Source organism: Streptomyces sp. TLI_105 (assembly GCF_900105415.1).
GTDB lineage: Bacteria > Actinomycetota > Actinomycetes > Streptomycetales > Streptomycetaceae > Streptomyces.
Genome location: NZ_FNSM01000001.1, coordinates 3383357 through 3408081 on the forward strand (window position 1 = coordinate 3383357; position 24725 = coordinate 3408081).

The following is a 24725-nucleotide window of genomic DNA, read 5'->3' on the forward strand; positions in this document are numbered from 1 at the left end:
AGTGGGTTTCACCGAGTCCCCGCACCGGACTCCCGTCAGACCTCTTCGACGCTGCTCGGCTCGCGCCGGGACAGGTCGATGCCGAGCTCCTCCGCTGCGCGGAAGACGTCCTCGTCGGTGTCGCGCATCTCGATGGACATGCCGTCCGAGGACAGCACCTCCACGTTGAGGCACAGGGACTGCATCTCCTTGATGAGGACCTTGAAGGACTCGGGGATGCCGGGCTCAGGGATGTTCTCGCCCTTGACGATGGCCTCGTAGACCTTCACGCGGCCGGTCACGTCGTCGGACTTGATCGTCAGCAGCTCCTGGAGGGCGTACGCGGCGCCGTAAGCCTCCAGCGCCCACACCTCCATCTCACCGAAGCGCTGGCCACCGAACTGGGCCTTACCACCCAGCGGCTGCTGGGTGATCATCGAGTACGGGCCGGTCGAACGGGCGTGCAGCTTGTCGTCGACCAGGTGGTGGAGCTTGAGGATGTACATGTACCCGACGGAGATCGGGTCCGGGAACGGCTCGCCGGAGCGGCCGTCGAACAGCCTCGCCTTACCGGTCGGGAGCACCATGCGCTCGCCGTCGCGGTTCGGGATGGTGTGCTGGAGCAGACCCGCGAGCTCGTCCTCACGCGCACCGTCGAAGACCGGGGTCGCGACGTTGGTGCCGGGGGCGACCTGGTCGGCGCCGATCGCCTGGAGGCGCTGCGCCCACTCGTCCGCGAGACCGGAGACGTCCCAGCCGCGGCTGGCGAGCCAGCCGAGGTGGATCTCCAGGACCTGTCCCGGGTTCATTCGGGACGGGACACCCAGCGGGTTGAGGATGATGTCGACCGGGGTGCCGTCCTCGAGGAACGGCATGTCCTCGATCGGGAGGATCTTCGAGATGACGCCCTTGTTGCCGTGACGGCCGGCGAGCTTGTCACCGTCGGTGATCTTGCGCTTCTGGGCGACGTAGACGCGGACCAGCTGGTTCACGCCCGGGGGAAGCTCGTCGCCCTCCTCGCGGTCGAAGACGCGGACGCCGATGATCTTGCCGATCTCGCCGTGCGGCACCTTCAGCGAGGTGTCACGGACCTCACGGGCCTTCTCGCCGAAGATCGCGCGGAGCAGGCGCTCCTCCGGGGTCAGCTCGGTCTCGCCCTTCGGGGTGACCTTGCCGACCAGGATGTCGCCGGCGACGACCTCGGCACCGATGCGGATGATGCCGCGCTCGTCGAGGTCCGCGAGGACCTCCTCGGAGACGTTCGGGATGTCCCGGGTGATCTCCTCGGGGCCGAGCTTGGTGTCACGGGCGTCGACCTCGTGCTCCTCGATGTGGATCGAGGAGAGGACGTCGTCCTGCACGAGGCGCTGCGACAGGATGATCGCGTCCTCGTAGTTGTGGCCCTCCCACGGCATGAACGCCACGAGGAGGTTCTTGCCGAGCGCCATCTCGCCGTCTTCGGTGGCGGGACCGTCGGCGAGGACCTGGCCCTCGATGACGCGGTCGCCCTCGTCCACGACGACCTTCTGGTTCACAGAGGTGCCCTGGTTGGAGCGGGAGAACTTGTGCAGGCGGTACGTGATGTACGTGCCGTCGTCGTTGGCGACCGTGATGTAGTCGGCCGACAGCTCCTGGACGACACCGTCCTTCTCGGCCTTGAGCACGTCGCCGGCGTCGGTGGCGCAGCGGTACTCCATGCCGGTGCCGACGAGCGGGGCCTCCGACTTAATCAGCGGGACGGCCTGACGCATCATGTTCGCGCCCATGAGGGCACGGTTGGCGTCGTCGTGCTCGAGGAAGGGGATCATGGCGGTCGCGACCGACACCATCTGGCGCGGCGAGACGTCCATGTAGTCCACGTCCGACGGCTCGACGTAGTCGACCTCGCCGCCACGCTTGCGGACGAGGACGCGCGGCTCGGAGAAGCGGAGCTCGTCGTTGAGCGCGGCGTTGGCCTGCGCGATGACGAACCGGTCCTCCTCGTCGGCGGTGACGTAGTCGACCTCGTCGGTGACCTGGCCGTCGACGACCTTGCGGTACGGCGTCTCGATGAAGCCGAACGCGTTGACGCGACCGTACGAGGCGAGCGAACCGATCAGACCGATGTTCGGGCCTTCGGGGGTCTCGATCGGGCACATGCGTCCGTAGTGGGACGGGTGCACGTCTCGGACCTCGAAGCCGGCCCGCTCACGGGAGAGACCACCGGGACCCAGCGCCGAGAGACGACGCTTGTGCGTCAGACCCGACAGCGGGTTGTTCTGGTCCATGAACTGGGACAGCTGGGAGGTGCCGAAGAACTCCTTGATCGACGCCACGACCGGGCGAATGTTGATCAGGGTCTGCGGCGTGATCGCCTCGACGTCCTGGGTGGTCATCCGCTCGCGGACGACGCGCTCCATACGAGCCAGACCCGTGCGGACCTGGTTCTGGATGAGCTCGCCGACGTTGCGCAGACGACGGTTGCCGAAGTGGTCGATGTCGTCGGTCTCGACGACGATCTCGTTGCCGTTCTCGCCGATCGTCTCGGTCTCGCCCGCGTGGAGCTTCACCAGGTACTTGATCGTGGCGATGATGTCGTCGGTGGTGAGGACACCGGCGTCCAGCGGCTCGTCGGCGCCGAGCTTCTTGTTCACCTTGTAGCGGCCGACCTTCGCGAGGTCGTAGCGCTTCGGGTTGAAGTAGAGGTTCTCGAGCAGCGTCTGAGCGGCCTCACGGGTCGGCGGCTCGCCCGGACGGAGCTTGCGGTAGATGTCGAGCAGCGCGTCGTCCTGGCCCTGGGTGTGGTCCTTCTCCAGGGTGGCGCGCATGGACTCGTACTCGCCGAACTCCTGCAGGATCTGCTCGGTGGTCCAGCCGAGAGCCTTGAGGAGGACGGTGACGGACTGCTTGCGCTTGCGGTCGATGCGGACACCGACCAGGTCGCGCTTGTCGATCTCCATCTCCAGCCAGGCACCCCGGGACGGGATGATCTTGGCGGAGAAGATGTCCTTGTCGGACGTCTTGTCGATCGACGAGTCGAAGTAGACACCCGGCGAACGGACCAGCTGCGACACCACGACACGCTCGGTGCCGTTGATGACGAAGGTGCCCTTGTTGGTCATGAGCGGGAAGTCGCCCATGAAGACCGTCTGGGACTTGATCTCGCCGGTCTCGTTGTTGGTGAACTCGGCGGTGACGAAGAGCGGGGCGCCGTACGTGAAGTCACGGTCCTTGCACTCGTCGATCGAGTTCTTCGGCGGCTCGAAGCGGTGGTCGCGGAAGGTCAGCGACATCGACCCGGAGAAGTCCTCGATCGGGGAGATCTCCTCGAAGATCTCCTCCAGACCGGACTTCGTGGGGACGTCCTGTCCCGACTCAAGGGCAGCCTCGACGCGAGCCTTCCAGGCGGCGTTGCCGAGCAGCCAGTCAAAGCTCTCGGTCTGCAGCGCGAGGAGGTTCGGAACCTCGAGGGGCTCCTTGATCTTTGCAAAGGAGATGCGCAGCGGGGCGGTGCTTGCGCCGTTGTTCGTATTGGTCGAGGCGTTGCGCGAGGCGGCCAAGAGGGGGTCCTTCCGAGGGCTCGGACTCACTACGCGCGTACCGGTCCCCAGCAACACTTCACGGCAGACGTTTCCTGAGATGACCGAAAGGCCAGGTCAGACGGGGTCGGTCCACGAAGTTGATGCGAAGGTATGCCCCTGGTGACGGGCAGGGGGCAGCTAACAGGCAGCGCAAAGGGTCAGTGTAGCCACTTGGCCCACTGATGTCCAGGGCGTCTTCTTCGCGACCCTCGTTGCTCTCAACTCCGCGGTACCTCGCGCCGTGCGGCGCACCTCGATACTGCCCGTTCGGTCGTCGATCCATGCCTCGGAAACGGATCGTTGTGACGACGCGTCCTGAGAATTGCGCGCTGCGTGCGGTTCGTCAAGGCCCCCCGGTGTGCGGGGCGCACGGCGAAGATCACCATACTCCGCTTCCGGCGGCCCTCGGGACCCCCGCCACGCCCGTTCCGGGAACGCCGAGAGGCGACCACCCAGATGGATGATCGCCTCTCGGTGCCTCCGCGTTACACGGGGCAGGAGTCAGCTCAGCGAGCCGAAACGGTCTTACTTGACCGTGACGGAGGCGCCGGCGGCCTTGAGGGACTCGGCAGCCTTCTCGGCGGCCTCCTTCGCGACCTTCTCGAGGACCGGCTTCGGGGTGCCGTCGACGAGGTCCTTGGCCTCCTTGAGGCCCAGGGAGGTGAGCTCGCGCACGACCTTGATGACCTGGATCTTCTTGTCGCCGGCACCCTCGAGGATGACGTCGAACTCGTCCTGCTCGGCCTCGGCCTCGGCCGGGGCACCGGCGGCGGCCGGGCCGGCAACGGCGACGGCGGCGGCGGCGGTGACGTCGAACTTCTCCTCGAAGGCCTTCACGAACTCGGAGAGCTCGATGAGGGTCATCTCCTCGAACTGGGCGAGGAGGTCGTCCTGAGAGAGCTTCGCCATGATGGGCGATCCTTCCACTAATTCGGCAGGTGCCGATGTGTCTATAGAGGCGGGCGTAACGGCCCGCTACGACCCGCGCACTACGCGGCGCGGATCAATGCGCGAGCCGAATTACTCGGCACCGCCCTGCTCGGCGAGCTTGACGCGAAGCGCCTCCGCGGTGCGGACGAACTTCGACGGCAGCGCCTGGAAGAGCGAGGCAGCCTGGGACTGCTTGCCCTTGAACGCGCCGGCCAGCTTGCTGAGCAGAACCTCGCGGGACTCGAGGTCCGCAAGCTTCTTGATGTCGTCGGCGGAGAGAGCCTTACCGTCAAGGACACCGGCCTTGATGATGAGGTTCGGGTTCTCCTTGGCGAAGTCACGCAGGGCCTTCGCCGACTCCACCGGGTCACCGGTGACGAAGGCGACCGCGGTCGGACCAGCGAAGTGCTCGTCCAGTGCGGTGATCCCGGCCTCGTTGGCCGCAATCTTGGTCAGCGTGTTCTTCACCACGGCGTACTGGGCGTTCTCACCGAGAGAGCGACGCAGCGTCTTGAGCTGCGCGACGGTGAGACCCCGGTACTCGGTCAGCACGGCGGCGTTGGAGCTCTGGAACGCGTCCTTGAGCTCGGCCACCGATGCAGCCTTGTTGGGCGTCGGCATAGTGCGTCAGCCTCCTTCCGGGTGATGAGGACCGCTCAGAAGGAGTCTGAACAAAACAAAACGCCCCGGCGCAGGCGCACGGGGCTGAGCTCGACCGGATGATGAAATCCGGGAACCTTCCACAGTCACCTGCGCGGGTCGTCCGTTGTCAGCGGATCCTTCGGCCACCGCACCCGGTAGGGGCACAGCAACGACCAGCGGTCTTTGGCTTCTGGGGAAGCGTACGTGATGGCCTGCGCCAGGCGCAAATCAGCCCTGGGCGGGGTTCTTCCCGAAGTCCTTCATCATCTCGAAGAGGTCCACGGTGTCCTTGGCCGGCGGGGCCTGCACGGCGGACTTGGTGCCGTAGTCGGTGTAGTCGGCCCGCATCTGCATCCTGCCCTGGGCCGTGGTCATACCGACGTCCATACGGGCCGGGTAGCCGTCCTCGGTGACCCAGAGCTCGGTGTCGTAGCCCTTGAGGCCCGCCTTCTTCATGCCGGCGATGAGCTCGTCGTGGTCCTTCTCGGAGAGGAGCTTCGACGACTCGTTGGCCTTGAGCATCTGCTCGAAGGTGAGCGTGCCCTTGTAGTGCTGGGTCTCCATGCCGTTGACCTTCTCGGCACCGAGGTGCTTCAGGTCCGGGGAGTCCAGGAGCAGGGCGAGCTGCTGGGCCGGGTCCTGGTTCATGTTGTCCAGGCCGCCGGTCATCTGCTTCTGCAGCGCCTTGTCTCCGGAGGCGTCGGCCGCGGCCTTCATGTCGAGCTTCATCCAGCGCTTGCCGTCCATCTCGGCGGCCTGCTTGGCACCCATGTCCATGTACATGACCTGGTCGAGCATGATCATGTGCATCTGCTCCGGGGCACCCTGGTCGCCGGCGGAGAGCATGGAGCTCTTCATGGTGATGTCCATCACCGCCGGGGCCCAGCCCTGGACGCCGCTCATCTCGATCGTGCCGGACTCGGCGCCGAGTCCCTCCATGGTCATGGTCATCTTGACCTTGGCGGCCTTGGCGGCCGAGGTCTTCTCGTACGCGGCCTGGATGACCTTCGTGACGTCCCCGTGGCTCTGCGCCTTCGGTTCGGCGCCCCCGGCCTTCGCGTCACCGTCCTGACAGCCCGCGACCCCCGTGACGACGGCAGCGGCCGTCAGGGCGATGCCCGCGCGCTTCCATGCGGACGTGTTCATGAGTCCCCACCCCTTGGTCAATGACTTTGCGGTCCCTCGAACCGTAACAAGAAGCCGGCCCCGCACCTCCGGAGAGGTGCGGGGCCGGCTTGACCACTCAGTGAACCGGTGAGGTTCAGACCGCGGCCGGGTCCTCCTCGACGAGGAGGTTGCGGGTGCGGTTGGCGTCCAGCGGGATGCCGGGGCCCATCGTCGTGGTGATGGTCGCCTTCTTGATGTAGCGACCCTTCGCGGCGGACGGCTTCAGACGGAGGATCTCCTCCAGGGCCGCGGCGTAGTTCTCGACCAGCTTCGTCTCGTCGAAGGAGACCTTGCCGATGATGAAGTGCAGGTTCGAGTGCTTGTCGACGCGGAACTCGATCTTGCCGCCCTTGATGTCGTTGACAGCCTTCGCGACATCGGGGGTGACGGTGCCGACCTTGGGGTTCGGCATGAGACCACGCGGGCCGAGGACGCGGCCGAGGCGGCCGACCTTGCCCATGAGGTCCGGGGTGGCCACCACGGCGTCGAACTCGTTCAGGCGGTTGCCCTTGGAGATCTCGTCGATGAGCTCGTCGGAGCCGACGATGTCGGCGCCCGCGGCGATCGCGGCCTCGGCACGGTCACCGGTCGCGAAGACCAGGACCCGGGCGGTCTTGCCGGTGCCGTGCGGAAGGTTCACGGTGCCACGGACCATCTGGTCGGCCTTGCGCGGGTCGACGCCCAGGCGGAAGGCGACCTCGACGGTGCCGTCGAACTTCGTGGTGGCGGTGTCCTTGGCGAGACGGACGGCCTCGAGGGGCGCGTAGTTCCGCTCGCGGTCGACCTTGGCGTCCGCGGAGCGGAGAGCCTTGCTGCGCTTCACTGCTTCTCCTGTGCAGTTACACCATGCGGCTGTCGCCGCGTGGCAGGTATGGAGTCGTGGTGCGGGCCGGCGCTGGCCCTACCACTAGGTCACGAGGGGGGTGATCAGCCCTCGACCGTGATGCCCATGGAGCGGGCGGTGCCGGCGATGATCTTGGACGCGGCGTCCAGGTCATTGGCGTTGAGGTCGGGGAGCTTGACCGTGGCGATCTCGCGGACCTGGGCGGCCGTGAGCTTGGCGACCTTGGTCTTGTGCGGCTCGCCGGAGCCCTTGTCCACACCCGCGGCCTTGAGGATCAGCTTGGCGGCCGGCGGAGTCTTGGTGATGAAGGTGAAGCTGCGGTCTTCGTAGACCGTGATCTCCACCGGCACGACCATGCCACGCTGCGACTCGGTCGCGGCGTTGTAGGCCTTGCAGAACTCCATGATGTTGACGCCGTGCTGACCCAGCGCGGGGCCGACCGGCGGGGCCGGGTTGGCCGCACCGGCGTTGATCTGGAGCTTGATAAGCCCCGTGACCTTCTTCTTCTTGGGAGGCATTGCTCTCTCCGGGTCCTAGTGAGAGTGTTCAGCCCGCCTTCCGGTCATCCGGATGCAGGCATACCGCACAACGATAACGGGTATAGTCGCGCGGCCAAAAACCGAGCAGGTCAGAGCGGCTACGGGAGCCACTCTGACCTGGTCGGAAGACGCTGAGATCAGTTCTTCTGGATCTGGTCGAAGCTGAGCTCGACCGGGGTCTCGCGACCGAAGATCTCGACGAGGCCCTTGACCTTCTTCGAGTCCGGGTTGATCTCGTTGATCGTGGCCTGGAGGGTCGCGAACGGGCCGTCGGTGACGGTGACCGAGTCGCCGACCTCGAAGTCCAGGACCTGGACCTCCAGCTTGCGGGCCGGAGCCGGCTTGCCCTCGGCCTCGGCGGCCTCGCGGGCGGCCTTCTCCTCGGCCTCCGGGGCGAGCATCTTGACGATCTCGTCCAGGGTCAGCGGGTACGGGTCGTAGGCGTTGCCCACGAAGCCGGTGACGCCGGGGGTGTTGCGGACGACGCCCCAGGACTCGTTCGTCAGGTCCATGCGGACGAGGACGTAGCCGGGAAGCTTGTTCTGCTTGACGTTCTTCCGCTCGCCGCCCTTGATCTGGACGATCTCTTCCTCGGGGACCTCGGCCTGGTAGATGAAGTCCTCGACGTTGAGCGAGACGGCACGCTGCTCGAGGTTGGCCTTCACGCGCTTCTCGTAGCCCGCGTAGGTGTGGATGACGTACCACTCGCCGGGAAGGGTGCGGAGCTCCTCGCGGAGAGCGGCGACCGGGTCGACCGGGGCGGCCGGCTCGGCCTCCTCCTCGGCGTCCTCGGCCTCCTCCTCGGCGTCCTCGGCCTCGGCCTCGGCGTCCTCGACCTCGTCGGACTCGTCCTCGCCAGCCTCGTCCTCGTCGATCTCGTCGACCTCGACGTCCTCGTCCGCAGCGTCCTCAGCAGCTTCGACCTCGACGTCCTCGACGTCCTCGTCGGCGGCCTCGACGATGTCCAGCTCGTCCTCGACGGACTCGGACTCGAAGGCGTCGTTCAGGTTCGCGTCAGACACGGTGGCTGCTTCTTCCTGCGATACAGATGGGGTGGAACAAAAAGTCAGCCGAAGACGTACTTGACTGCTTCCTGGAAGCCATAGTCAATCACGGTGACAAGGCCGATCATGATGACGACGAAGACAATCACCACAGTGGTGTACGTCGTCAGCTGGCTGCGCGTGGGCCAGACGACCTTGCGGAGCTCTGCGATGATCTGGCGGTAGAAGAGCGCGAGACGGCCCAGGGGGCCCTTCTTTCCGCGCTTCCCGCCCTTGCGGGACTTCTTCTTCGACTCTGCGGACTCGTCGGCATCAGGCATGTCGATGGAGCCTACGGCGTCCGTCACGATCTCTCACCTGATTCCGGGTCGGCCGTGCCGCGCCCGGGTGGAGCCGCACGGCGGTGCAATGAAGTACGTACATGCGCACAACACCTGGCGGTGTGTGTAGCAGGGCCGGAGGGACTTGAACCCCCAACCGCCGGTTTTGGAGACCGGTGCTCTACCAATTGAGCTACGACCCTTTGTCGGTGCCCCCAACCTACCGCATCGTGAGACGCGGTTGTTGCGGACCAACGAGCAGTGAGCATACGTGGTCATGGGCCCCTACGTCGAACAGAGAGCGCGCCGACCTGCCGTCGGACGCGCGTACGACCGGGATTGACCGTTCCTGTCCGGTCCGTGAAACCTGTGTGCCGGGCCTCGACGCGGTCTGGGACGATGACCCGTATGAGCGCTGCTACCCCTCCCACCGAGCGTCGGGTCTCCGCCCGGATCGGTGCGATCTCCGAGTCCGCCACCCTCGCCGTCGACGCCAAGGCCAAGGCCCTCAAGGCCGCCGGTCGCCCGGTGATCGGTTTCGGCGCGGGTGAGCCCGACTTCCCGACGCCGGACTACATCGTCGAGGCGGCCGTCGAGGCCTGCAAGAACCCCAAGTACCACCGCTACACGCCGGCCGGCGGTCTGCCCGAGCTGAAGGCCGCGATCGCCGCCAAGACGCTGCGCGACTCCGGTTACGAGGTCGACGCCTCCCAGGTCCTGGTGACCAACGGCGGCAAGCAGGCGATCTACGAGGCCTTCGCGGCGATCCTCGACCCGGGCGACGAGGTCATCGTCCCGGCGCCGTACTGGACGACGTACCCCGAGTCGATCCGTCTCGCGGGCGGTGTCCCGGTGGAGGTCGTGGCCGACGAGACCACCGGCTACCGGGTCTCGGTGGAGCAGCTGGAGGCGGCGCGCACGGAGAAGACCAAGGTCGTCCTCTTCGTCTCCCCCTCGAACCCGACCGGCGCGGTGTACAGCGAGGCGGAGACCGAGGCGATCGGCCGCTGGGCCGTCGAGCACGGCCTGTGGGTGCTCACCGACGAGATCTACGAGCACCTGGTGTACGGCGACGCCACCGCCGCCTCCCTGCCGGCGGTCCTGCCGGAGCTGCGCGACAAGTGCATCGTGGTCAACGGCGTCGCCAAGACGTACGCGATGACGGGCTGGCGCGTGGGCTGGATCATCGGCCCGAAGGACGTCGTGAAGGCCGCGACCAACCTGCAGTCGCACGCCACCTCCAACGTCTCCAACGTGGCGCAGGTCGCCGCGCTCGCCGCCGTCTCCGGCAACCTGGACGCGGTCGCGAAGATGGGCAAGGCCTTCGACCGCCGCCGCCAGACGATCGTGCGGATGCTGAACGAGATCGAGGGCGTGTACTGCCCGACGCCGGAGGGCGCGTTCTACGCGTACCCGTCGGTGAAGGGGCTGCTCGGCAAGGAGATCCGCGGCAAGCGCCCGCAGACCTCGGTCGAGCTGGCCGCCCTGATCCTGGACGAGGCCGAGGTCGCGGTCGTCCCGGGCGAGGCCTTCGGCACCCCGGGCTACCTGCGCCTGTCGTACGCGCTGGGCGACGAGGACCTGGTGGAGGGCGTGTCCCGGATCCAGAAGCTCCTCGCCGAGGCGAAGGCCTGATCGTCTTGAGGCACGGGCCCCGGTTCTTCGGAACCGGGGCCCGTTCTTGCGTTCTAGCAAGGTCCCGATCGGGGAAACGGACTGTATTCGTCCATTCGGGTGCGGCAGTATCGGCCAATGGAGCATGTACGCGATCTCACCCTGTTGCCCAAGGCCCATCTGCACCTGCACTTCACCGGTTCGATGCGGCCCACGACGCTCATCGAGCTGGCCGACAAGTACGGCGTGCGTCTCCCGGAGGCGCTGAGCAGCGGTACGCCTCCCCGGCTGCGGGCGACCGACGAGCGCGGCTGGTTCCGCTTCCAGCGGCTCTACGACATCGCCCGCTCCTGTCTGCGCCGGCCGGAGGACATCCGGCGGCTGGTGCGCGAGGCGGCGCAGGAGGACGTGCGGGACGGCTCCGGCTGGCTGGAGATCCAGGTCGACCCCACCTCGTACGCCCCGCACCTGGGCGGCCTGATCCCGGCCCTGGAGATCATCCTGGACGCGGTCGACGGGGCCTCCCGGGAGACCGGCCTCGGAATGCGGGTGCTCGTCGCGGCGAACCGGATGAAGCACCCCCTGGAGGCGCGGACCCTGGCCCGGCTCGCGGTGCGGTTCGCGGACCGGGGCGTGGTCGGTTTCGGGCTCTCCAACGACGAGCGGCGGGGCATGGCCCGGGACTTCGACCGGGCCTTCGCGATCGCGCGGGAGGGCGGTCTCCTCGCGGCTCCGCACGGCGGCGAGCTGACGGGCCCCTCGTCCGTACGGGACTGCCTGGACGACCTGCGGGCGGCGCGGGTCGGCCACGGGGTGCGGGCGGCGGAGGACCCGAGGCTGCTGCGGAGGCTCGCCGAGAAGGGCGTGACCTGCGAGGTCTGCCCGGCGTCGAACGTCGCGCTCGGGGTGTACGAGAAGCACGAGGACGTGCCGCTGCGGACCCTCTTCGAGGCCGGGGTGCCGATGGCGCTCGGCGCGGACGACCCGCTTCTCTTCGGCTCGCGGCTCGCGGAGCAGTACGAGATCGCCCGCCGGCACCACGGGTTCACGGACGCGGAGCTGGCGGAGCTGGCCCGGCAGTCGGTGCGGGGCTCGGCGGCGCCCGAGGACGTCCGGGCGAAGCTGCTCGCGGGGATCGACCACTGGCTCGCTAGCTGATCCCCCGGAGGAGGGTGCGGGCGAGCGAGCGCGCGAAGTCGTCTAGGGAGTCCGGCGGCCTGCGGTCCGGGCTCATCTCCCAGGCGAAGGAGCGCTGCACGCAGGCCCCGAGGAGCAGGGAGGCGGCGGCCACCGGATCGGCGTCCGGGTCGAGGCGGCCGTGCCGCTGCTCGGCGCGGAGATAGGCGGCGAGGCCTTCGATGGGCTTGTGGGGGCCCATCCCGTAGGTGCGCATGGCCTCCTCGTGGCGCCGCTTGAGCTGCGGTTCCGCGTAGAGGGAGGCGACGACCGGGAAGGTCTGCTCGTAGAAGAGGGCGGCCTGCCGGGCGACCTCGGTGAGGTTCTCCTCGACGGTGCGGCCGCCGGGGTCGGCGACGAGTGTGCCGAGGAGGCCGCCGAGCTGGGGCAGGCGCTCGTTCAGGACGGCCAGGAAGAGCTCTTCCTTGCTGCTGAAGTACTTGTAGAGCGCGGCTTCCGAGCAGCCGGCCGCCTTGGCGATCTCCTTGGTGGTGGTGCGGGCGAGCCCCGCCGTCCGCATGAGGTCGCGGGCGGCGTCGATGATCCGGGTCCGGGTCGGCCTCTGTTCCATGCATCCTCCAGCCACGCTTGACGTATGAGTGAGTATCCACTCACCCTGGGGGTGAGTGAATACTTACCCACCCTGGGAGGGTGCGACATGAAGCTCACAGTCTTCGGCGCGACCGGCGGCATCGGCCAGGAGATCGTCCGGCAGGCCCTGGCCTCGGGCCACGAGGTGACGGCGGTGGTCCGGGACCCCGCACGGCTCACGGCGACGGGATCCCGTCTGACGGTCCGACGGGCCGACCTGTCCGACCCCGAGGCCCTGCGCGGGGCGGTCGCGGGCCGGGACGCGGTCCTCTCGGGCCTCGGGGCCCGCACCCGGGCGGACGCGGGCGTGACCGCCCGGCTGACCCGCTCGGTGCTCGCGGCGATGGAGGCCGAGAAGACGCGCCGGCTCCTGGTGGTCAGCGCGGCCCCGCTGGGCCCGGTTCCGGACGGCCAGGCCCTCGTCGACAAGGCGGTCCTGGCGATCGTCAACAACATGCTGAAGGACGTCTACGCCGACCTGCGGGTCATGGAGTCGGACCTCGCCGCGAGCGACGCCGACTGGACGTCCGTGCGCCCGCCCAAGCTGACGAACAAGCCGGGCACCGGGCAGTACCGCAAGGTCGTCGGCGGCACCCCGTCCCGGGGCCGCTCCCTGGCCCGCGCGGACGTGGCGCACGCGATGCTGGCGATGATCGACGACCCCGCGACGGTCAAGCAGGGCGTCGGCGTCGCGTACTAGGGCCTGTCGTCACATTCCCGTCGTCGCCCGAAGGGCGGCCCTGCGGCGTCTGGCGCGTGCTCTCGGCGTGCCGGGTGGAAGTCCTCGTACTGGACGTACTCGGGCTTTCGCCCGGTGCGGCGAAGGGGGCACCTCCCTGCTCGAGCGAAGCCGAGAGCTTGGGGGCGCGTGCCAGGCGTCGCGGGGCAGACGGGAATGTGACGACAGGCCCTAGGACGGGTCTAGAGCTGGACCCCGACCGTCACCGGCTCGTTGACGAGGGTGATCCCGAAGGCCTCGTGCACCCCGGCGACGACCTCGCGGGCGAGGGCGAGGAGGTCCTCGGTGGTCGCCTCGCCGCGGTTGGTGAGGGCGAGCGTGTGCTTGGTGGAGATCCGGGCGGGCCCGGAGCCGTACCCCTTGGTGAAGCCGGCCCTGTCGATCAGCCAGGCCGCCGAGGTCTTCACGGCGCCGTCCTCGCCCGCGGGGAAGGCCGGCGGGGTGACGTCCGGCCCGAGCCGCTCCGCCACACGGGCCCGGAAGCCATCGAACTCGTCGTTCGTGAGGATCGGGTTGGTGAAGAAGGAGCCCGCGGACCAGGTGTCGTGGTCCTCCGGGTCCAGGACCATGCCCTTGCCGGCGCGCAGCCGCAGCACGGTCTCGCGGGCGGTGGCGAGGGGCACCCGGTCGCCGGCCCCGACGCCGAGGGCGCGGGCGGTCTCGGCGTACTTGATCGGCGCCGAGAGACCGCCGGCGTCCTCCAGCGCGAAGCGGACCCGCAGCACCACGTACCGGTCGGGCTGGTCCTTGAAGAGGCTGTGCCGGTACGAGAAGGCGCACTCGGCGTTCGTGAGGGTGACGGTCTTCTCGGCACGCCGGTCGTAGGCGACGACCTCGGTGACGGTGGCGGAGACGTCCTGCCCGTACGCGCCGACGTTCTGGATGGGGGTCGCGCCGGCCGAGCCGGGGATGCCGGCCAGGCACTCGATCCCGGCGAGCCCGGCCTCGACGGTCCGCGCCACGGCGTCCGTCCAGACCTCGCCGGCGGCGAGCTCCAGGCTCGTGCCGTCCAGGACGAAGCCGGTGGTGGCGATGCGCAGCGCCGTGCCGTCGAAGCCCTTGTCCCCGATGACCAGGTTGGAGCCGCCGCCGATGATCAGCAGCGGGGTCCCGGCGGCGTCGGCCGCGCGGACCGCCTCGACCACCTCGTCGTCGGTGGTGGCGGTGACGAGCCGGGTGGCGGGCCCGCCGAGCCGGAAGGTGGTCAGGGGCGCGAGGGGGGCGTCTGCGATCTGCTGCACGGGCTCAAGGGTACGGGCCCGCCGCTTCGGCGACGGGCCCGTGACGCTCGCACGGCGGCTCGTACGGTCAGGCGAGACGGACCACGGCCCGGCTCATGCCCAGGACCTTCTGCCCGGCGCTCGTCGCCGTGATGTCGACCCGCACCTGCTGGTCGTCCAGCTTGGCTGCGACCTTGGCGGAGACCTCGATCAGGGCGCCGGTCCCGTCATTGGGGACGACGACCGGCTTGGTGAAGCGGACCCCGTACTCGACGACGGCGGCGGGGTCGCCGGCCCAGTCGGTGACGACGCGGATCGCCTCGGCCATGGTGAACATGCCGTGGGCGATGACGTCCGGGAGGCCGACCTCGACCGCGAACTTCTCGTTCCAGTGGATCGGGTTGAAGTCCCCGGAGGCGCCGGCGTACCGCACGAGCGTGGCGCGGGTCACGGGGAAGGTCTGCGCGGGCAGCTCGGTGCCGACCTCGACCTCGTCGTAGGCGATCTTCGCGGTCATGGTCAGGCCCCCTCGGGTGCGCGGGAGACGAGCTTGGTCCAGGCGGTGACGACGTGCTCGCCGGAGGCGTCGTGGACCTCGCCGCGGATGTCCAGGATGTCGTTGCCGGCGAGGGACTTGATCGCCTCGATGGTGGAGGTGACCGAGAGCCGGTCCCCGGCGCGTACGGGCCGGGTGTAGACGAACTTCTGGTCGCCGTGGACGACGCGGCTGTAGTCGAGGCCCAGCTGCGGGTCCTCGATGACGGCGCCGGCCGCCTTGAATGTGATGGCGAACACGAAAGTGGGCGGGGCGATCACATCGGAATGTCCGAGCGCCTTGGCCGCTTCGGTGTCGGTGTACGCGGGATTGGCGTCACCGATCGCCTCGGCGAACTCGCGGATCTTCTCGCGGCCGACCTCGTAGGGCGCGGTGGGCGGATAGGTCCGGCCCACGAAGGACTGGTCGAGCGCCATGGACTCGATACCTCCTGGATTTGTTGCCGACAAACGACACGAGGCCGCCCCCGGGTGGGGACGGCCTCGTGTACGAGCCTGATTAGCGCGTCTCGCGGTGCGCAGTGTGCGAGTTGCAGCGAGGGCAGTGCTTCTTCATCTCAAGACGGTCCGGGTTGTTACGCCGGTTCTTCTTGGTGATGTAGTTCCGCTCCTTGCACTCCACGCAGGCCAGCGTGATCTTCGGGCGGACGTCGGTGGCAGCCACGTGAGTGCTCCTTGACGGACGGATGGACGGATGAACGCATAGAAGAGTAGCCGATCGAAGGACCGACCCCACAATCGGCTACTGTCTGTAGCGGTGACCGGACTTGAACCGGTGACACAGCGATTATGAGCCGCTTGCTCTACCGACTGAGCTACACCGCTTTGATGATCCGGACCCCGCCCGAAGGCGGGATCCCTCTCACCAGAGCCCCAATACGGAATCGAACCGTAGACCTTCTCCTTACCATGGAGACGCTCTACCGACTGAGCTATTGGGGCGAGCGAGGAAGACATTACACGGTCTCCGGCCCATCACCCAAATCCGTTTCCCCGAGGCCTCCCGACAGCCCTCACCAGGCGTCCCGTACGCCACTCGTGGCCTCATCGGTACGACTATTGCGCTCCCCCTCGAAGGTCGCTCCGAGCGCCCCTAGGCTCGGCCCCACGCTGCGTGATCTTGATCTTGAGGAGCGTTGAGGAGCCCGATGTCAGCCGACAGCAAGCAGCCCCAGCCGCCCGAGGACGGGGCCGCCACCACCGCCGACTCGACCTCACTCCTGCTCTCCCATGCGCGGCTCACCGACGGACGGACCGTGGACGTGCGGCTCGTCGGCGGCCGGATCGAGGCCGTCGGCACCGCGGGCAGCCTCACCACCGTGGGCGCCCGCGTCGACCTCGGCGGCTACCTCCTGCTGCCCGCCGCCGCCGAACCCCACGCCCACGCCGACACCGCGCTCTCCGCCGACACCCCCGGCCCCGTCTCGTACGCCCCCGAGGAGGTGCAGCGGCGGGCCACCGAGGCCGCGCTGCTCCAGCTCGGCCACGGCGCGACGGCGCTCCGCGCGCACGTGCGCATCGGCGACGTCCACGGACTCGGCCCGCTCGAAGCGGTGCTGCAGGCCCGGCGCTCGCTGCGCGGCCTCGCCGACCTGACGGCCGTCGCCGTGCCCCGGCTGCTCACGGGCGTCGCGGGAGCGGACGGACTCGCGACCCTGCGGGACGCGGTGAAGATGGGCGCCGGGGTGGTCGGCGGCTGCCCGGACCTCGACCCGGACCCGGCCGGATATGTGGAGGCCGTCCTCGACGTCGCGGCCGAGCACGGCGTCCCGGTCGACCTGCACACCGACGGGGACGACCCGGCCCGGCTCGCCCGGCTCGCGGCGATGGCCGGCGGGCTGCGGCCCGGGGTCACGATCGGCCCGTGCGCCGGGCTCGCCCGGCTCCCCTCCGACGCGGCGAGCCGGACGGCGGACCGGCTGGCGGCGGCCGGGGTGACGGTGGTCTGCCTGCCCCAGGGAGGCTGCGGGGGCACGGAGCTGCGCGGAGCGGCGCCGGTGCGGCTGCTGCGGACGGCCGGGGTGCGGGTCGCGGCGGGCAGCGGGGCGCTGCGGGACGTGGCCAATCCGGTGGGGCGCGGGGACCCGCTGGAGGCGGCCTACCTCCTCGCCTCGCTCGGCGGGCTGCCGCCCCAGGAGGCGTACGGGGCGGTGAGCGCGCGGGCGCGGGCGGCGATGGGCCTGCCGGAGGTGCGGGTGGAGGCCGGCTTCCCGGCGGAGCTGCTCGCGGTGCGCGGCGAGCGCCTGGCGGGCGTGCTGTCCCTCGCGTACAGCCGGATCGTGGTGCACCGGGGGCGGGTGGTGGCCCGGACGAGCGCGGTGCGGGAGTACTGCGACTCGGCGGCGGCCCTGGACCTGCCGCGTCAGGCGCGCCCGGAAAGGCCGCCCGAGCCGGGGAGCCCCCCGGCCGGACCCGACGTACGGTCGTGAGTATGCGCATCGTCATCGCTGGAGGACACGGACAGATCGCCCTGCGCCTGGAGAGGCTGCTCTCGCACGCCGGGCACGAGGTCGCGGGGATCATCCGCAAACCGGAACAGGGCGCCGACCTGCGGGAGGCGGGCGCGGAGCCCGTCCACCTGGACCTGGAGTCGGCGTCGGTCGAGATGGTGGCCGCGGTGCTGCAGGGCGCCGACGCGGCCGTCTTCGCGGCGGGCGCGGGCCCGGGCAGCGGCGCCGACCGCAAGGACACGGTGGACCGGGCGGCCGCGGTGCTGTTCGCGGACGCGGCGGAACGGGCGGGCGTGCGGCGGTACCTCGTCGTCTCCTCGATGGGCGCGGACGCCTCCCACCCGGGCGACGGGATCTTCGACGCCTACCTCCGCGCGAAGGGCGCGGCCGACGACGACATCCGCTCCCGCACGGCCCTGGACTGGACGATCCTGCGCCCCGGCTCCCTGACGGACGACGCGGGGACGGGCATGGTCCGCCTGGAGGCGCACACGGGCCGCGGACCGATCCCCCGGGACGACGTGGCCGCGGTCCTCGCCGAACTCCTCGACACCCCGGCGACCGCCGGCCTGACCCTGGAACTGATCGCCGGTTCGGTCCCGCTCTCGGTGGCGGTGAAGGACGTGGCCGGCAACTGAGCCGCGGTCCCGTCCGCACTCCCGCCGTGAAACGAGTGAAGGTCCCCGGTGCAAGCACCGGGGACCTTCTTCACGTGGCGACGCCAGGATTCGAACCTGGGTAGGCTAAGCCGACGGATTTACAGTCCGCTCCCATTGGCCACTCGGGCACATCGCCATGGGTTCGCTGCCTTGGTTCACCGCTTTTCTGCGGTGTTCCCCGGCAACGACGTAAACAATACCTGATCCCCGGGGGTGCTTCGCCACCCGATTGATCAGCGGTTCGGCCGGCGGCTCACCCCCTAGGCTTTGGGGCGTACCCCACAGCATCCGAGCAAGGAGCCACGAGTCATGGCCGACTCCAGTTTCGACATCGTCTCCAAGGTCGAGCGGCAGGAGGTCGACAACGCCCTCAACCAGGCCGTGAAGGAGATCTCCCAGCGCTACGACTTCAAGGGAACCAACGCCTCGATCTCCTGGTCGGGCGAGAAGATCCTGATGCAGGCGAACGGCGAGGAGCGCGTCATGGCGATCCTCGACATCTTCCAGTCCAAGCTGATCAAGCGCGGGATCTCCCTCAAGTCCCTGGACGTCGAGGGCGAGCCCCAGCTGTCCGGCAAGGAGTACAAGCTCTTCGCCTCCGTCCAGGAGGGCATCTCCCAGGAGAACGCCAAGAAGGTCGCGAAGGCCATCCGCGACGAGGGCCCCAAGGGCGTCAAGGCGCAGGTGCAGGGCGACGAGCTGCGCGTCAGCTCGAAGAGCCGGGACGACCTGCAGGCCGTGCAGGCGCTGCTCAAGGGCAAGGACTTCGACTTCGCGATCCAGTTCGTGAACTACCGCTGACCCGTCGAGGCCGGTGTCCGAATACCGCCAGCCGAGTGCTCGGCGGTCCCCGCACACTGGGTCTCCGGAAGACCCGTGCGGGGAGAGGAACCGGTCATGACCGTGTACGCGTACGTCGACGGCCCCCTGGGCGAGATGCTGCTTGTCGGGCGGCTCGCCGAAGGGGGCCGAGCCGTGCTGCGCTCGCTGTCCCTGCCGGGGCAGAAGGGCGCCGTCGTGGTCGAGGACGGCTGGACGCGCGCGCCCGAGGCGTTCGCCGAGGCCGCCGGGCAGCTGGGCGAGTACTTCGCCGGCCGCCGCGACCGGTTCGACCTGCCGCTCGCCGGCGACGCCGGGACCGCGTTCCAGCGGCGCGTCTGGCGGGCCCTGGAGGAGATCCCGTACGGCACCACCGTCTCGTACGGGGAGATCGCCCGGCGGGTCGGTTCGCCCGGCGCCGGGGTACGGGCCGTGGGCACCGCGATCGGCCGCAATCCGCTGCTCGTGGTGCGGCCCTGCCACCGGGTGATCGGCGCCGACGGGAGCCTGCGCGGGTACGCCGCCGGGCTCGAACGGAAGGAACGGCTCCTCGGGCTCGAAGGCGCCCTCGTGTGAGCGAGGGGCTCTTCCCCCGCGAGCGGGCCACCGTGGCGCCCGGGGCGGTGCACGTGCCCGCGTGGCTGCCGTTCGCGCGCCAGCGGGAGCTGGTGGACGCCTGCCGGGAGTGGGGACGCGGCCCCTTCCCGTACCGGCACACCGTGCTGCCCGGCGGCGGCGTCATGTCGGTGCGGTCACTGACCCTGGGCCGGCAGTGGGTGCCGTACCGCTACCTCGACACGGTCGGGGTCGAACTGCCGGACTGGCTGGTCGAGCTGGGCCGGGACGCGCTCGTCGAGGCGTACGGCGAGCACGGCGGCTTCACCCCCGACACCGCGCTCGTGAACTTCTACGCGCCGGGCGCGCGCATGGGCATGCACCAGGACCGGGAGGAGCGCTCCTCCGCGCCGGTGGTGTCGCTGAGCCTCGGGGACCGGTGCGTGTTCCGCTTCGGGAACGAGGAGAACCGCGGCCGGCCGTACCAGGACGTCGACCTGGTCTCCGGCGACCTCTTCGTCTTCGGCGGGGCTTCGCGCTGGGTTCACCACGGGGTCCCCAAGGTGTTCCCGGGGACGGCCGAGCCGGCGCTCGGCCTGGTGGGGCGGTTGAACATCACGCTCAGGGAGACCGGACTCAGCGTTTAATGTGCGGGGCATGACACCGGAACTGCGCCGCTCCCTGGGCCTCTTCGACGCGGTCGTGATCGGGCTCGGCTCGATGATCGGAGCGGGGATCTTCGTCGCGCTCGGGCCCGCCGCGGACGCGGCCGGCTCCGGGGCCGGGCTGCTCTGGGCACTCGGGCTCGCCGCCGTCGTCGCGTACTGCAACGCCATGGCCTCCGCGCGGCTGGCCGCCCTCCACCCCGCCTCCGGCGGCACGTACGTGTACGGTCGCGAACGCCTCGGTTCGTTCTGGGGGTACCTGGCCGGCTGGGCGTTCGTCGCCGGCAAGACCGCCTCGTGCGCGGCCATGGCGCTCACGGTGGGGGCGTACGTGTGGCCGGAGCAGGCGCACGCGGTGGCCGTCGCCGCCGTCGTGGCCCTGACCGCCGTCAACTACGGGGGAGTTCAGAAGTCGGCGCTCCTCACGCGGGTGATCGTGGCGCTCGTCCTCGCCGTGCTCGCCTGCGTGGTCACGGTGTCCTTCGGGAGCGGAGGGGCGGGGCTCTCGACCCCCGGCGGAGAGCTCACCACCGGCGGGCTCCTCCAAGCCGCGGGTTTGCTCTTCTTCGCATTCGCGGGGTACGCGCGGATCGCCACGCTCGGCGAGGAGGTCCGCGACCCGGCCCGCACCATCCCCCGGGCGGTGCCGCTCGCCCTCGGCATCGCGCTCGCCGTCTACGCGCTCGTCGCCGTCGGCGTGCTCACCGTCCTCGGCCCCTCCGCCCTCGCCGCCTCCCCCGCGCCCCTCGCCGACGCGGCCCGCGCGGCGGACGCCGTCTGGCTGGTGCCGCTGGTCACCGTCGGCGCGGCGATCGCCGCCCTGGGCTCGCTGCTCTCCCTGATCCTCGGGGTGTCCCGTACGACCCTGGCGATGGCCCGCGACGCGTACCTGCCGACGGCTCTCGCGGCCGTGCACCCCCGCTACCAGGTGCCGCACCGGGCGGAGCTCGCGGTGGGCGCGGTGGTGGCCGTGGTGGCGGCGACGGTGGACGTGCGGGGCGCGATCGGCTTCTCGTCGTTCGGCGTCCTCGTCTACTACGGGATCGCGAACGCCTCCGCCTGGACCCTCGGCGGCCGGGCCCGCCGCCTCGCCGCCCTCGGCCTGGCCGGCTGCGCCGCCCTGGCCTTCGCCCTCCCGCTCGGCTCGGTCCTGGCGGGCTCGGGGGTGATGGCGGCGGGCGTGGTGGCCTGGGCGGTCAGCCGGGGCCGGGCGGTGCCGCCACGGGGGTGAACCCGCGGGGCCTTCGCTCCGCCGCCCGGCGCGGGCGCGGCGTGTCAGCGGCCTGCGTAGCCGTACGCCTGGTCCGTGGGCACGATCTCCTTGCCCAGCGGCAGCAGCGACACCGGAATCATCTTGAAGTTCGCGAGGCCCAGCGGGATGCCGATGATCGTGATGCACAGCGCGATCCCGGTGGTGATGTGGCCGAGCGCGAGCCACCACCCCGCGAGGACCAGCCACAGCACGTTGCCCACGCAGGACGGCGCGCCCGCGTCGCGACGGTCGACGACCGTGTGGCCGAAGGGCCAGAGCGCGTAGAGGCCGATGCGGAAGGCGGCGAGTCCGAAGGGGATGCCGATGATCGTGATGCAGAGCAGGACGCCCGCGGCGATGTAGCCCAGGAACATCCAGAACCCGCACAGGACCAGCCATATGACGTTGAGGATCGTCTTCACGGGCGTCGACCTGCCATCTGTTCGAGCCGGGCGATGCGCTCGGCCATCGGCGGATGGGTGGAGAACATCTTGGAGAGGCCCTGCCCGGGCCGGAAGGGGTTCGCGATCATCATGTGGCTCGCGGTCTCGATCCTCGGCTCGGGCGGCAGCGGCAGCTGCTTGGTGCCCGCCTCCAGCTTCCGCAGGGCGCCGGCGAGGGCGAGCGGGTCTCCGGTGAGCTGGGCACCGGAGGCGTCGGCCTCGTACTCGCGGGAGCGGGAGATGGCGAGCTGGATGATCGAGGCGGCGATCGGGCCGAGGATGAGGATCAGCAGGTAGCCGAGGATGCCGGGGCCGTCGTCGTCGTTGGAGCGGCCGACGGGGATCAGCCAGGCGAAGTTGACCAGGAACATGATCACGGAGGCGAGCGCTCCGGCGACCGAGGAGATGAGGATGTCCCGGTTGTAGACGTGGCTCAGCTCGTGCCCGATGACCCCGCGGAGCTCGCGCTCGTCGAGGAGCGCGAGGATGCCCTCGGTGCAGCAGACGGCGGCGTTGCGCGGGTTGCGGCCGGTCGCGAAGGCGTTGGGCGCCTGCGTCGGCGAGATGTAGAGCCGGGGCATGGGCTGGCGCGCCTGCGTGGAGAGCTCGCGCACCATCCGGTAGAGCGCGGGGGCCTCGAACTCGCTCACCGGGCGGGCGCGCATGGCCCGCAGCGCCAGCTTGTCGCTGTTCCAGTACGCGTACGCGTTGGTGCCGAGCGCCACGAGCAGCGCGACGATCAGCCCCGTACGTCCGAAGAAGCTGCCGATGACGATGATGAGGGCCGAGAGCCCTCCGAGGAGGACGGCGGTCCTCAGCCCGTTGTGCCGGCGGTGCACGGTACGCCCTCCAGGTGGTGCGGCAGGGGAACCCTTTTCCTCGTGGTGGTCCTCCCCCGGACTTCGTCCGGCGGGACCCCCTGTCCAGTGGACCCTCCCGTACTGGTCAACGCCAGGCGAGAGGTTCGGGTTCCCCGGCTCGCGGGGCGTGCCGTGTGGGCCGTACGGGTGATCAGCGTGCGACGGGGATCTTGTCCAGGGTGAAGGCCGTCGGCTCGACCTCGCTGGTGCAGTGGGCGCAGCGGGAGGCGATGGCCGGGATCTCGGTGAAGCAGCGGGGGCAGTCGCGCTTCTCCGCCTTGGGGTCCTTCGCCTCCTCCTTGGCGAACTTCGCCTGGATCTTCGTCATGGGGACGACGATCAGGAAGTAGAGGACGGCGGCCGTGATGACGAAGGCGATGACGGCGGCGATGGCCAGGCCGTACGGGAAGACCGTGCCCTGGATCGAGAAGCTGGCCTCGCTGAAGTCGCCGACCGAGCCGGTCGCCAGGCCGATGAGCGGGGTGATGAACGCCTTGCTGAAGCCGGTGACGACGGCCGTGAACGCCGAGCCGACGGCCAGGCCGATGGCCATCGAGATGACGTTCCCGCGAAGGATGAAGTCCTTGAATCCGTTCAGCACGGGGTGTTGCTCCTCGGTTTTTCTCTGTGGGGGGTCAGAACAGGCTCGTCGCCGCGAAGCGGAGGGCGAACTGCGGGTAGCCCGACAGCACGGCTCCGGCGGCGGCGGTCAGCACGATCGCCAGGGTGACCGTCGCGGGGGCCTTGTGCGTGACGGGGGCGCCCTCCGGCGCGCGGAAGAGCAGGGCCGTCCAGCGCAGGTAGTAGTAGAGCGCGATCACGACGTTGACGCCCATGATCACGGCCAGCCACCCGAGGCCCGCGTCGACGGCCGCCGAGAAGACGGTCACCTTGGCGAAGAGGCCGATGATACCCGGGGGCAAACCGGCCAGATTCAGGAGGAAGAACCCGAGCGCGAGGGCCGCGGCGGGACTGGCGGCGTACAGGCCCCGGTAGTCCGCGATCCGGTTCTCCGGGTGGGCGCGGGCGACGAGCGCGACGACCGCGAAGGCGCCGAGGTTCACGACGGCGTACATCAGGGCGTACGCGACGGTGGCGCCGATCTGGTCGTCGCCGGAGTACGCGGCGGCCGCGATCGGCACCAGGAGGTAGCCGGCCTGGGCGACGGAGGACCAGGCGAGGAGCCGTACCGCGCTCCACGCGCGCGTGGAGACCTGGCGGAGGGCGGCGACGTTGCCCGCGGTCATGGTGAGCGCGGCGAGGACGGCGAGCGCCGGGCCCCACACGTCCGCGTACGACGGGAAGGCGACGACCGTCACCAGGACGAGGCCGGTGAAGCCGACGGCCTTGCCGACGACGGAGAGGTAGGCGGCGACGGGCAGCGGGGCGCCGACATAGGTGTCGGGCACCCAGAAGTGGAAGGGGACGGCGGCCGTCTTGAAGGCGAAGCCGACGAGGGTGAGGGCGACGCCGGCCTCGGCGAGGGTCTGGAGCTGTCCGGGGACGTCGTCGAGGCGCTGGGCGACCTCCGTGAGGTGGAGGGTGCCGGTCGCCGCGTACACGAAGCTGACGCCGAGGAGGGTGACGGCGGTCGCGGTGACGGAGGAGAGGAAGAACTTGAGGGCGGCCTCGCCGGACATGCGGTCGCCGCGCTTGAGGCCGACGAGCGCGAACGCGGGCAGCGAGGCGACTTCGAGGGCGACGACGAGGGTGGCGAGGTCGCGGGAGGCGGGGAGCAGTGCGGCGCCGGCGGCGGAGGAGAGCAGCAGGAACCAGTACTCGCCGGCCGGGAGCCTCTCGCGGGTCGCGTCCAGGGAGAGGAGCGCGGTGAGCAGCGCGCCGGCGAGGACGAGCAGCTGGATGACGAGGGTGAAGTGGTCGGCGGTGTAGCTGCACGCCTCGGTGCGGGTGTCGGCGGTGAGGCAGAAGGTCTCCCGGTCGCCGGAGCGCAGCGGCAGGAGGAGGGCGAGGGCGGCGGTGAGGCCGCCGATCGCGGTCCAGCCGAGGAGCTGCTTGCGCTCCTGGGGGACGAAGAGGTCGGCGACGAGGACGACGAGCGCGACCACGGCGGTGAGGGTCGGGGGCGCGATCGTGAGCCAGTCGACGGACTGGACGAGCGACTCGCCGGCGAGCGGCGTCACT

The 24725-nt window shown here is 69.8% G+C and carries 25 protein-coding genes, 4 tRNA genes and 1 pseudogene; 9 read left to right on the forward strand and 21 right to left on the reverse strand.

From position 1 onward, the window contains the following. Positions 1 to 35: 35 nt before the first annotated feature. The 9 genes from rpoB to BLW86_RS15390 all read right to left on the reverse strand — a co-directional run bounded on the left by rpoB (position 36) and on the right by BLW86_RS15390 (position 9188). Positions 36 to 3518 (reverse strand): DNA-directed RNA polymerase subunit beta, encoded by a 3483-nt coding sequence (rpoB, locus tag BLW86_RS15345; protein ID WP_093874560.1) that lies wholly within the window; start codon positions 3516 to 3518, stop codon positions 36 to 38. Between the two features lie 546 nt (positions 3519 to 4064). Further along, positions 4065 to 4448 (reverse strand): 50S ribosomal protein L7/L12, encoded by a 384-nt coding sequence (gene rplL, locus BLW86_RS15355; RefSeq protein ID WP_093874561.1) that lies wholly within the window; start codon positions 4446 to 4448, stop codon positions 4065 to 4067. Positions 4449 to 4559: 111 nt separating this feature from the next. Beyond that, on the reverse strand, positions 4560 to 5090 hold the full coding sequence (gene rplJ / locus BLW86_RS15360) for a 50S ribosomal protein L10 (RefSeq protein ID WP_030687887.1): 531 nt from the start codon (positions 5088 to 5090) through the stop codon (positions 4560 to 4562). Between the two features lie 249 nt (positions 5091 to 5339). Further along, positions 5340 to 6257, reverse strand: a complete 918-nt coding sequence (locus BLW86_RS15365; RefSeq protein WP_093874562.1) for an SCO4651 family lipoprotein — start codon at positions 6255 to 6257, stop codon at positions 5340 to 5342. 115 nt (positions 6258 to 6372) lie between these two features. Then, positions 6373 to 7101 (reverse strand): 50S ribosomal protein L1, encoded by a 729-nt coding sequence (gene rplA, locus BLW86_RS15370; protein ID WP_030687892.1) that lies wholly within the window; start codon positions 7099 to 7101, stop codon positions 6373 to 6375. A 104-nt stretch (positions 7102 to 7205) separates the two neighbouring features. After that, positions 7206 to 7640 carry a 50S ribosomal protein L11 gene (gene rplK / locus BLW86_RS15375; RefSeq protein ID WP_030318720.1) on the reverse strand — a complete coding sequence of 145 codons (435 nt, stop codon included), beginning with the start codon at positions 7638 to 7640 and terminating at the stop codon, positions 7206 to 7208. A 158-nt stretch (positions 7641 to 7798) separates the two neighbouring features. Then, entirely contained in the window at positions 7799 to 8683 is an 885-nt protein-coding gene (gene nusG / locus BLW86_RS15380; RefSeq protein ID WP_093874563.1) for a transcription termination/antitermination protein NusG, read from the reverse strand. A gap of 44 nt (positions 8684 to 8727) precedes the next feature. Next, positions 8728 to 9012: a preprotein translocase subunit SecE gene (gene secE / locus BLW86_RS15385; RefSeq protein ID WP_093874564.1), complete on the reverse strand. Its 285-nt coding sequence runs from the start codon at positions 9010 to 9012 to the stop codon at positions 8728 to 8730. 103 nt (positions 9013 to 9115) lie between these two features. Next, positions 9116 to 9188, reverse strand: a tRNA-Trp gene (locus tag BLW86_RS15390). A 205-nt stretch (positions 9189 to 9393) separates the two neighbouring features. Here BLW86_RS15390 and BLW86_RS15395 point away from each other — a divergent pair. Both BLW86_RS15395 and BLW86_RS15400 read left to right on the forward strand, forming a co-directional pair. Further along, the gene (locus BLW86_RS15395; RefSeq protein ID WP_093874565.1) at positions 9394 to 10620 is read left to right on the forward strand and encodes a pyridoxal phosphate-dependent aminotransferase; all 1227 of its coding nucleotides are present in this window, start codon (positions 9394 to 9396) and stop codon (positions 10618 to 10620) included. A gap of 117 nt (positions 10621 to 10737) precedes the next feature. Beyond that, positions 10738 to 11757, forward strand: a complete 1020-nt coding sequence (locus BLW86_RS15400) for an adenosine deaminase (RefSeq protein ID WP_093874566.1) — start codon at positions 10738 to 10740, stop codon at positions 11755 to 11757. Here the strand turns inward: BLW86_RS15400 and BLW86_RS15405 are convergent. After that, entirely contained in the window at positions 11750 to 12346 is a 597-nt protein-coding gene (locus tag BLW86_RS15405; RefSeq protein ID WP_093874567.1) for a TetR/AcrR family transcriptional regulator, read from the reverse strand. The two genes, BLW86_RS15400 and BLW86_RS15405, sit on opposite strands and share 8 nt — an antisense overlap. Before the next feature lie 87 nt (positions 12347 to 12433). Here BLW86_RS15405 and BLW86_RS15410 point away from each other — a divergent pair, with 87 nt between their 5' ends. After that, entirely contained in the window at positions 12434 to 13066 is a 633-nt protein-coding gene (locus tag BLW86_RS15410; RefSeq protein WP_093874568.1) for an NAD(P)-dependent oxidoreductase, read from the forward strand. A gap of 221 nt (positions 13067 to 13287) precedes the next feature. Here BLW86_RS15410 and BLW86_RS15415 read toward each other — a convergent pair. The 6 genes and pseudogenes from BLW86_RS15415 to BLW86_RS15440 all read right to left on the reverse strand — a co-directional run. After that, a pseudogene (locus tag BLW86_RS15415) lies at positions 13288 to 14382 on the reverse strand (UDP-N-acetylmuramate dehydrogenase); the annotation flags it as partial. Positions 14383 to 14413: 31 nt separating this feature from the next. Further along, a complete protein-coding gene (locus tag BLW86_RS15420) occupies positions 14414 to 14842 on the reverse strand; it encodes a MaoC family dehydratase (RefSeq protein ID WP_093874570.1) in 429 nt (142 codons plus the stop codon). A 2-nt stretch (positions 14843 to 14844) separates the two neighbouring features. Next, positions 14845 to 15297 (reverse strand): MaoC family dehydratase N-terminal domain-containing protein, encoded by a 453-nt coding sequence (locus BLW86_RS15425; RefSeq protein WP_093874571.1) that lies wholly within the window; start codon positions 15295 to 15297, stop codon positions 14845 to 14847. A gap of 82 nt (positions 15298 to 15379) precedes the next feature. Beyond that, positions 15380 to 15544, reverse strand: a complete 165-nt coding sequence (rpmG, locus tag BLW86_RS15430; RefSeq protein ID WP_003956487.1) for a 50S ribosomal protein L33 — start codon at positions 15542 to 15544, stop codon at positions 15380 to 15382. A gap of 88 nt (positions 15545 to 15632) precedes the next feature. Further along, positions 15633 to 15705, reverse strand: a tRNA-Met gene (locus BLW86_RS15435). Positions 15706 to 15749: 44 nt separating this feature from the next. Further along, a tRNA-Thr gene (locus BLW86_RS15440) sits at positions 15750 to 15822 on the reverse strand. A gap of 206 nt (positions 15823 to 16028) precedes the next feature. Between BLW86_RS15440 and BLW86_RS15445 the strand changes: the two genes are divergently transcribed. Then, entirely contained in the window at positions 16029 to 17309 is a 1281-nt protein-coding gene (locus BLW86_RS15445) for an amidohydrolase family protein (protein WP_093874572.1), read from the forward strand. A gap of 2 nt (positions 17310 to 17311) precedes the next feature. Beyond that, on the forward strand, positions 17312 to 17968 hold the full coding sequence (locus BLW86_RS15450; protein ID WP_177181659.1) for an NAD(P)H-binding protein: 657 nt from the start codon (positions 17312 to 17314) through the stop codon (positions 17966 to 17968). A 75-nt stretch (positions 17969 to 18043) separates the two neighbouring features. Here the strand turns inward: BLW86_RS15450 and BLW86_RS15455 are convergent. Further along, a tRNA-Tyr gene (locus tag BLW86_RS15455) sits at positions 18044 to 18125 on the reverse strand. A gap of 173 nt (positions 18126 to 18298) precedes the next feature. Between BLW86_RS15455 and BLW86_RS15460 the strand changes: the two genes are divergently transcribed. The 4 genes from BLW86_RS15460 (at position 18299) to BLW86_RS15475 (ending at position 21259) form a co-directional block, all read left to right on the forward strand. Further along, the gene (locus tag BLW86_RS15460) at positions 18299 to 18790 is read left to right on the forward strand and encodes a YajQ family cyclic di-GMP-binding protein (RefSeq protein WP_030687924.1); all 492 of its coding nucleotides are present in this window, start codon (positions 18299 to 18301) and stop codon (positions 18788 to 18790) included. Between the two features lie 96 nt (positions 18791 to 18886). After that, a complete protein-coding gene (locus BLW86_RS15465) occupies positions 18887 to 19384 on the forward strand; it encodes a methylated-DNA--[protein]-cysteine S-methyltransferase (protein WP_093874574.1) in 498 nt (165 codons plus the stop codon). Then, positions 19381 to 20010, forward strand: a complete 630-nt coding sequence (locus BLW86_RS15470) for an alpha-ketoglutarate-dependent dioxygenase AlkB family protein (protein WP_093874575.1) — start codon at positions 19381 to 19383, stop codon at positions 20008 to 20010. Before BLW86_RS15465 ends, BLW86_RS15470 begins: the two co-directional genes overlap by 4 nt. 10 nt (positions 20011 to 20020) lie before the next feature. Next, positions 20021 to 21259 carry an APC family permease gene (locus tag BLW86_RS15475; protein WP_093874576.1) on the forward strand — a complete coding sequence of 413 codons (1239 nt, stop codon included), beginning with the start codon at positions 20021 to 20023 and terminating at the stop codon, positions 21257 to 21259. A 44-nt stretch (positions 21260 to 21303) separates the two neighbouring features. On the opposite strand, the gene BLW86_RS15480 is transcribed toward BLW86_RS15475, so the two are convergent. From BLW86_RS15480 to BLW86_RS15495, 4 genes are all read right to left on the reverse strand, one after another. Further along, positions 21304 to 21702: a YccF domain-containing protein gene (locus BLW86_RS15480; protein ID WP_093874577.1), complete on the reverse strand. Its 399-nt coding sequence runs from the start codon at positions 21700 to 21702 to the stop codon at positions 21304 to 21306. Then, on the reverse strand, positions 21699 to 22562 hold the full coding sequence (gene htpX, locus BLW86_RS15485; protein ID WP_093874578.1) for a zinc metalloprotease HtpX: 864 nt from the start codon (positions 22560 to 22562) through the stop codon (positions 21699 to 21701). Before htpX ends, BLW86_RS15480 begins: the two co-directional genes overlap by 4 nt. Positions 22563 to 22734: 172 nt before the next feature. Further along, positions 22735 to 23184 carry a large conductance mechanosensitive channel protein MscL gene (gene mscL, locus BLW86_RS15490; RefSeq protein WP_093874579.1) on the reverse strand — a complete coding sequence of 150 codons (450 nt, stop codon included), beginning with the start codon at positions 23182 to 23184 and terminating at the stop codon, positions 22735 to 22737. Between the two features lie 34 nt (positions 23185 to 23218). Beyond that, positions 23219 to 24724, reverse strand: coding sequence for an NADH-quinone oxidoreductase subunit N (locus BLW86_RS15495; protein ID WP_093874580.1), 1506 nt, complete (start codon positions 24722 to 24724; stop codon positions 23219 to 23221). Between the last annotated feature and the right edge of the window lies 1 nt (position 24725).

Bases quoted from the DNA above. Each gene is read 5' to 3' on its own strand.
- rplL (WP_093874561.1), bottom strand. From the start codon at position 4,448: ATGGCGAAGCTCTCTCAGGACGACCTCCTCGCCCAGTTCGAGGAGATG.
- rplJ (WP_030687887.1), bottom strand. From the start codon at position 5,090: ATGCCGACGCCCAACAAGGCTGCATCGGTGGCCGAGCTCAAGGACGCG.
- BLW86_RS15365 (WP_093874562.1), bottom strand. From the start codon at position 6,257: ATGAACACGTCCGCATGGAAGCGCGCGGGCATCGCCCTGACGGCCGCT.
- rplK (WP_030318720.1), bottom strand. From the start codon at position 7,640: ATGCCTCCCAAGAAGAAGAAGGTCACGGGGCTTATCAAGCTCCAGATC.
- BLW86_RS15395 (WP_093874565.1), top strand. From the start codon at position 9,394: ATGAGCGCTGCTACCCCTCCCACCGAGCGTCGGGTCTCCGCCCGGATC.
- BLW86_RS15400 (WP_093874566.1), top strand. From the start codon at position 10,738: ATGGAGCATGTACGCGATCTCACCCTGTTGCCCAAGGCCCATCTGCAC.
- BLW86_RS15405 (WP_093874567.1), bottom strand. From the start codon at position 12,346: ATGGAACAGAGGCCGACCCGGACCCGGATCATCGACGCCGCCCGCGAC.
- BLW86_RS15410 (WP_093874568.1), top strand. From the start codon at position 12,434: ATGAAGCTCACAGTCTTCGGCGCGACCGGCGGCATCGGCCAGGAGATC.
- BLW86_RS15420 (WP_093874570.1), bottom strand. From the start codon at position 14,842: ATGACCGCGAAGATCGCCTACGACGAGGTCGAGGTCGGCACCGAGCTG.
- BLW86_RS15425 (WP_093874571.1), bottom strand. From the start codon at position 15,297: ATGGCGCTCGACCAGTCCTTCGTGGGCCGGACCTATCCGCCCACCGCG.
- BLW86_RS15445 (WP_093874572.1), top strand. From the start codon at position 16,029: ATGTCAGCCGACAGCAAGCAGCCCCAGCCGCCCGAGGACGGGGCCGCC.
- BLW86_RS15450 (WP_177181659.1), top strand. From the start codon at position 17,312: ATGCGCATCGTCATCGCTGGAGGACACGGACAGATCGCCCTGCGCCTG.
- BLW86_RS15460 (WP_030687924.1), top strand. From the start codon at position 18,299: ATGGCCGACTCCAGTTTCGACATCGTCTCCAAGGTCGAGCGGCAGGAG.
- BLW86_RS15465 (WP_093874574.1), top strand. From the start codon at position 18,887: ATGACCGTGTACGCGTACGTCGACGGCCCCCTGGGCGAGATGCTGCTT.
- BLW86_RS15475 (WP_093874576.1), top strand. From the start codon at position 20,021: ATGACACCGGAACTGCGCCGCTCCCTGGGCCTCTTCGACGCGGTCGTG.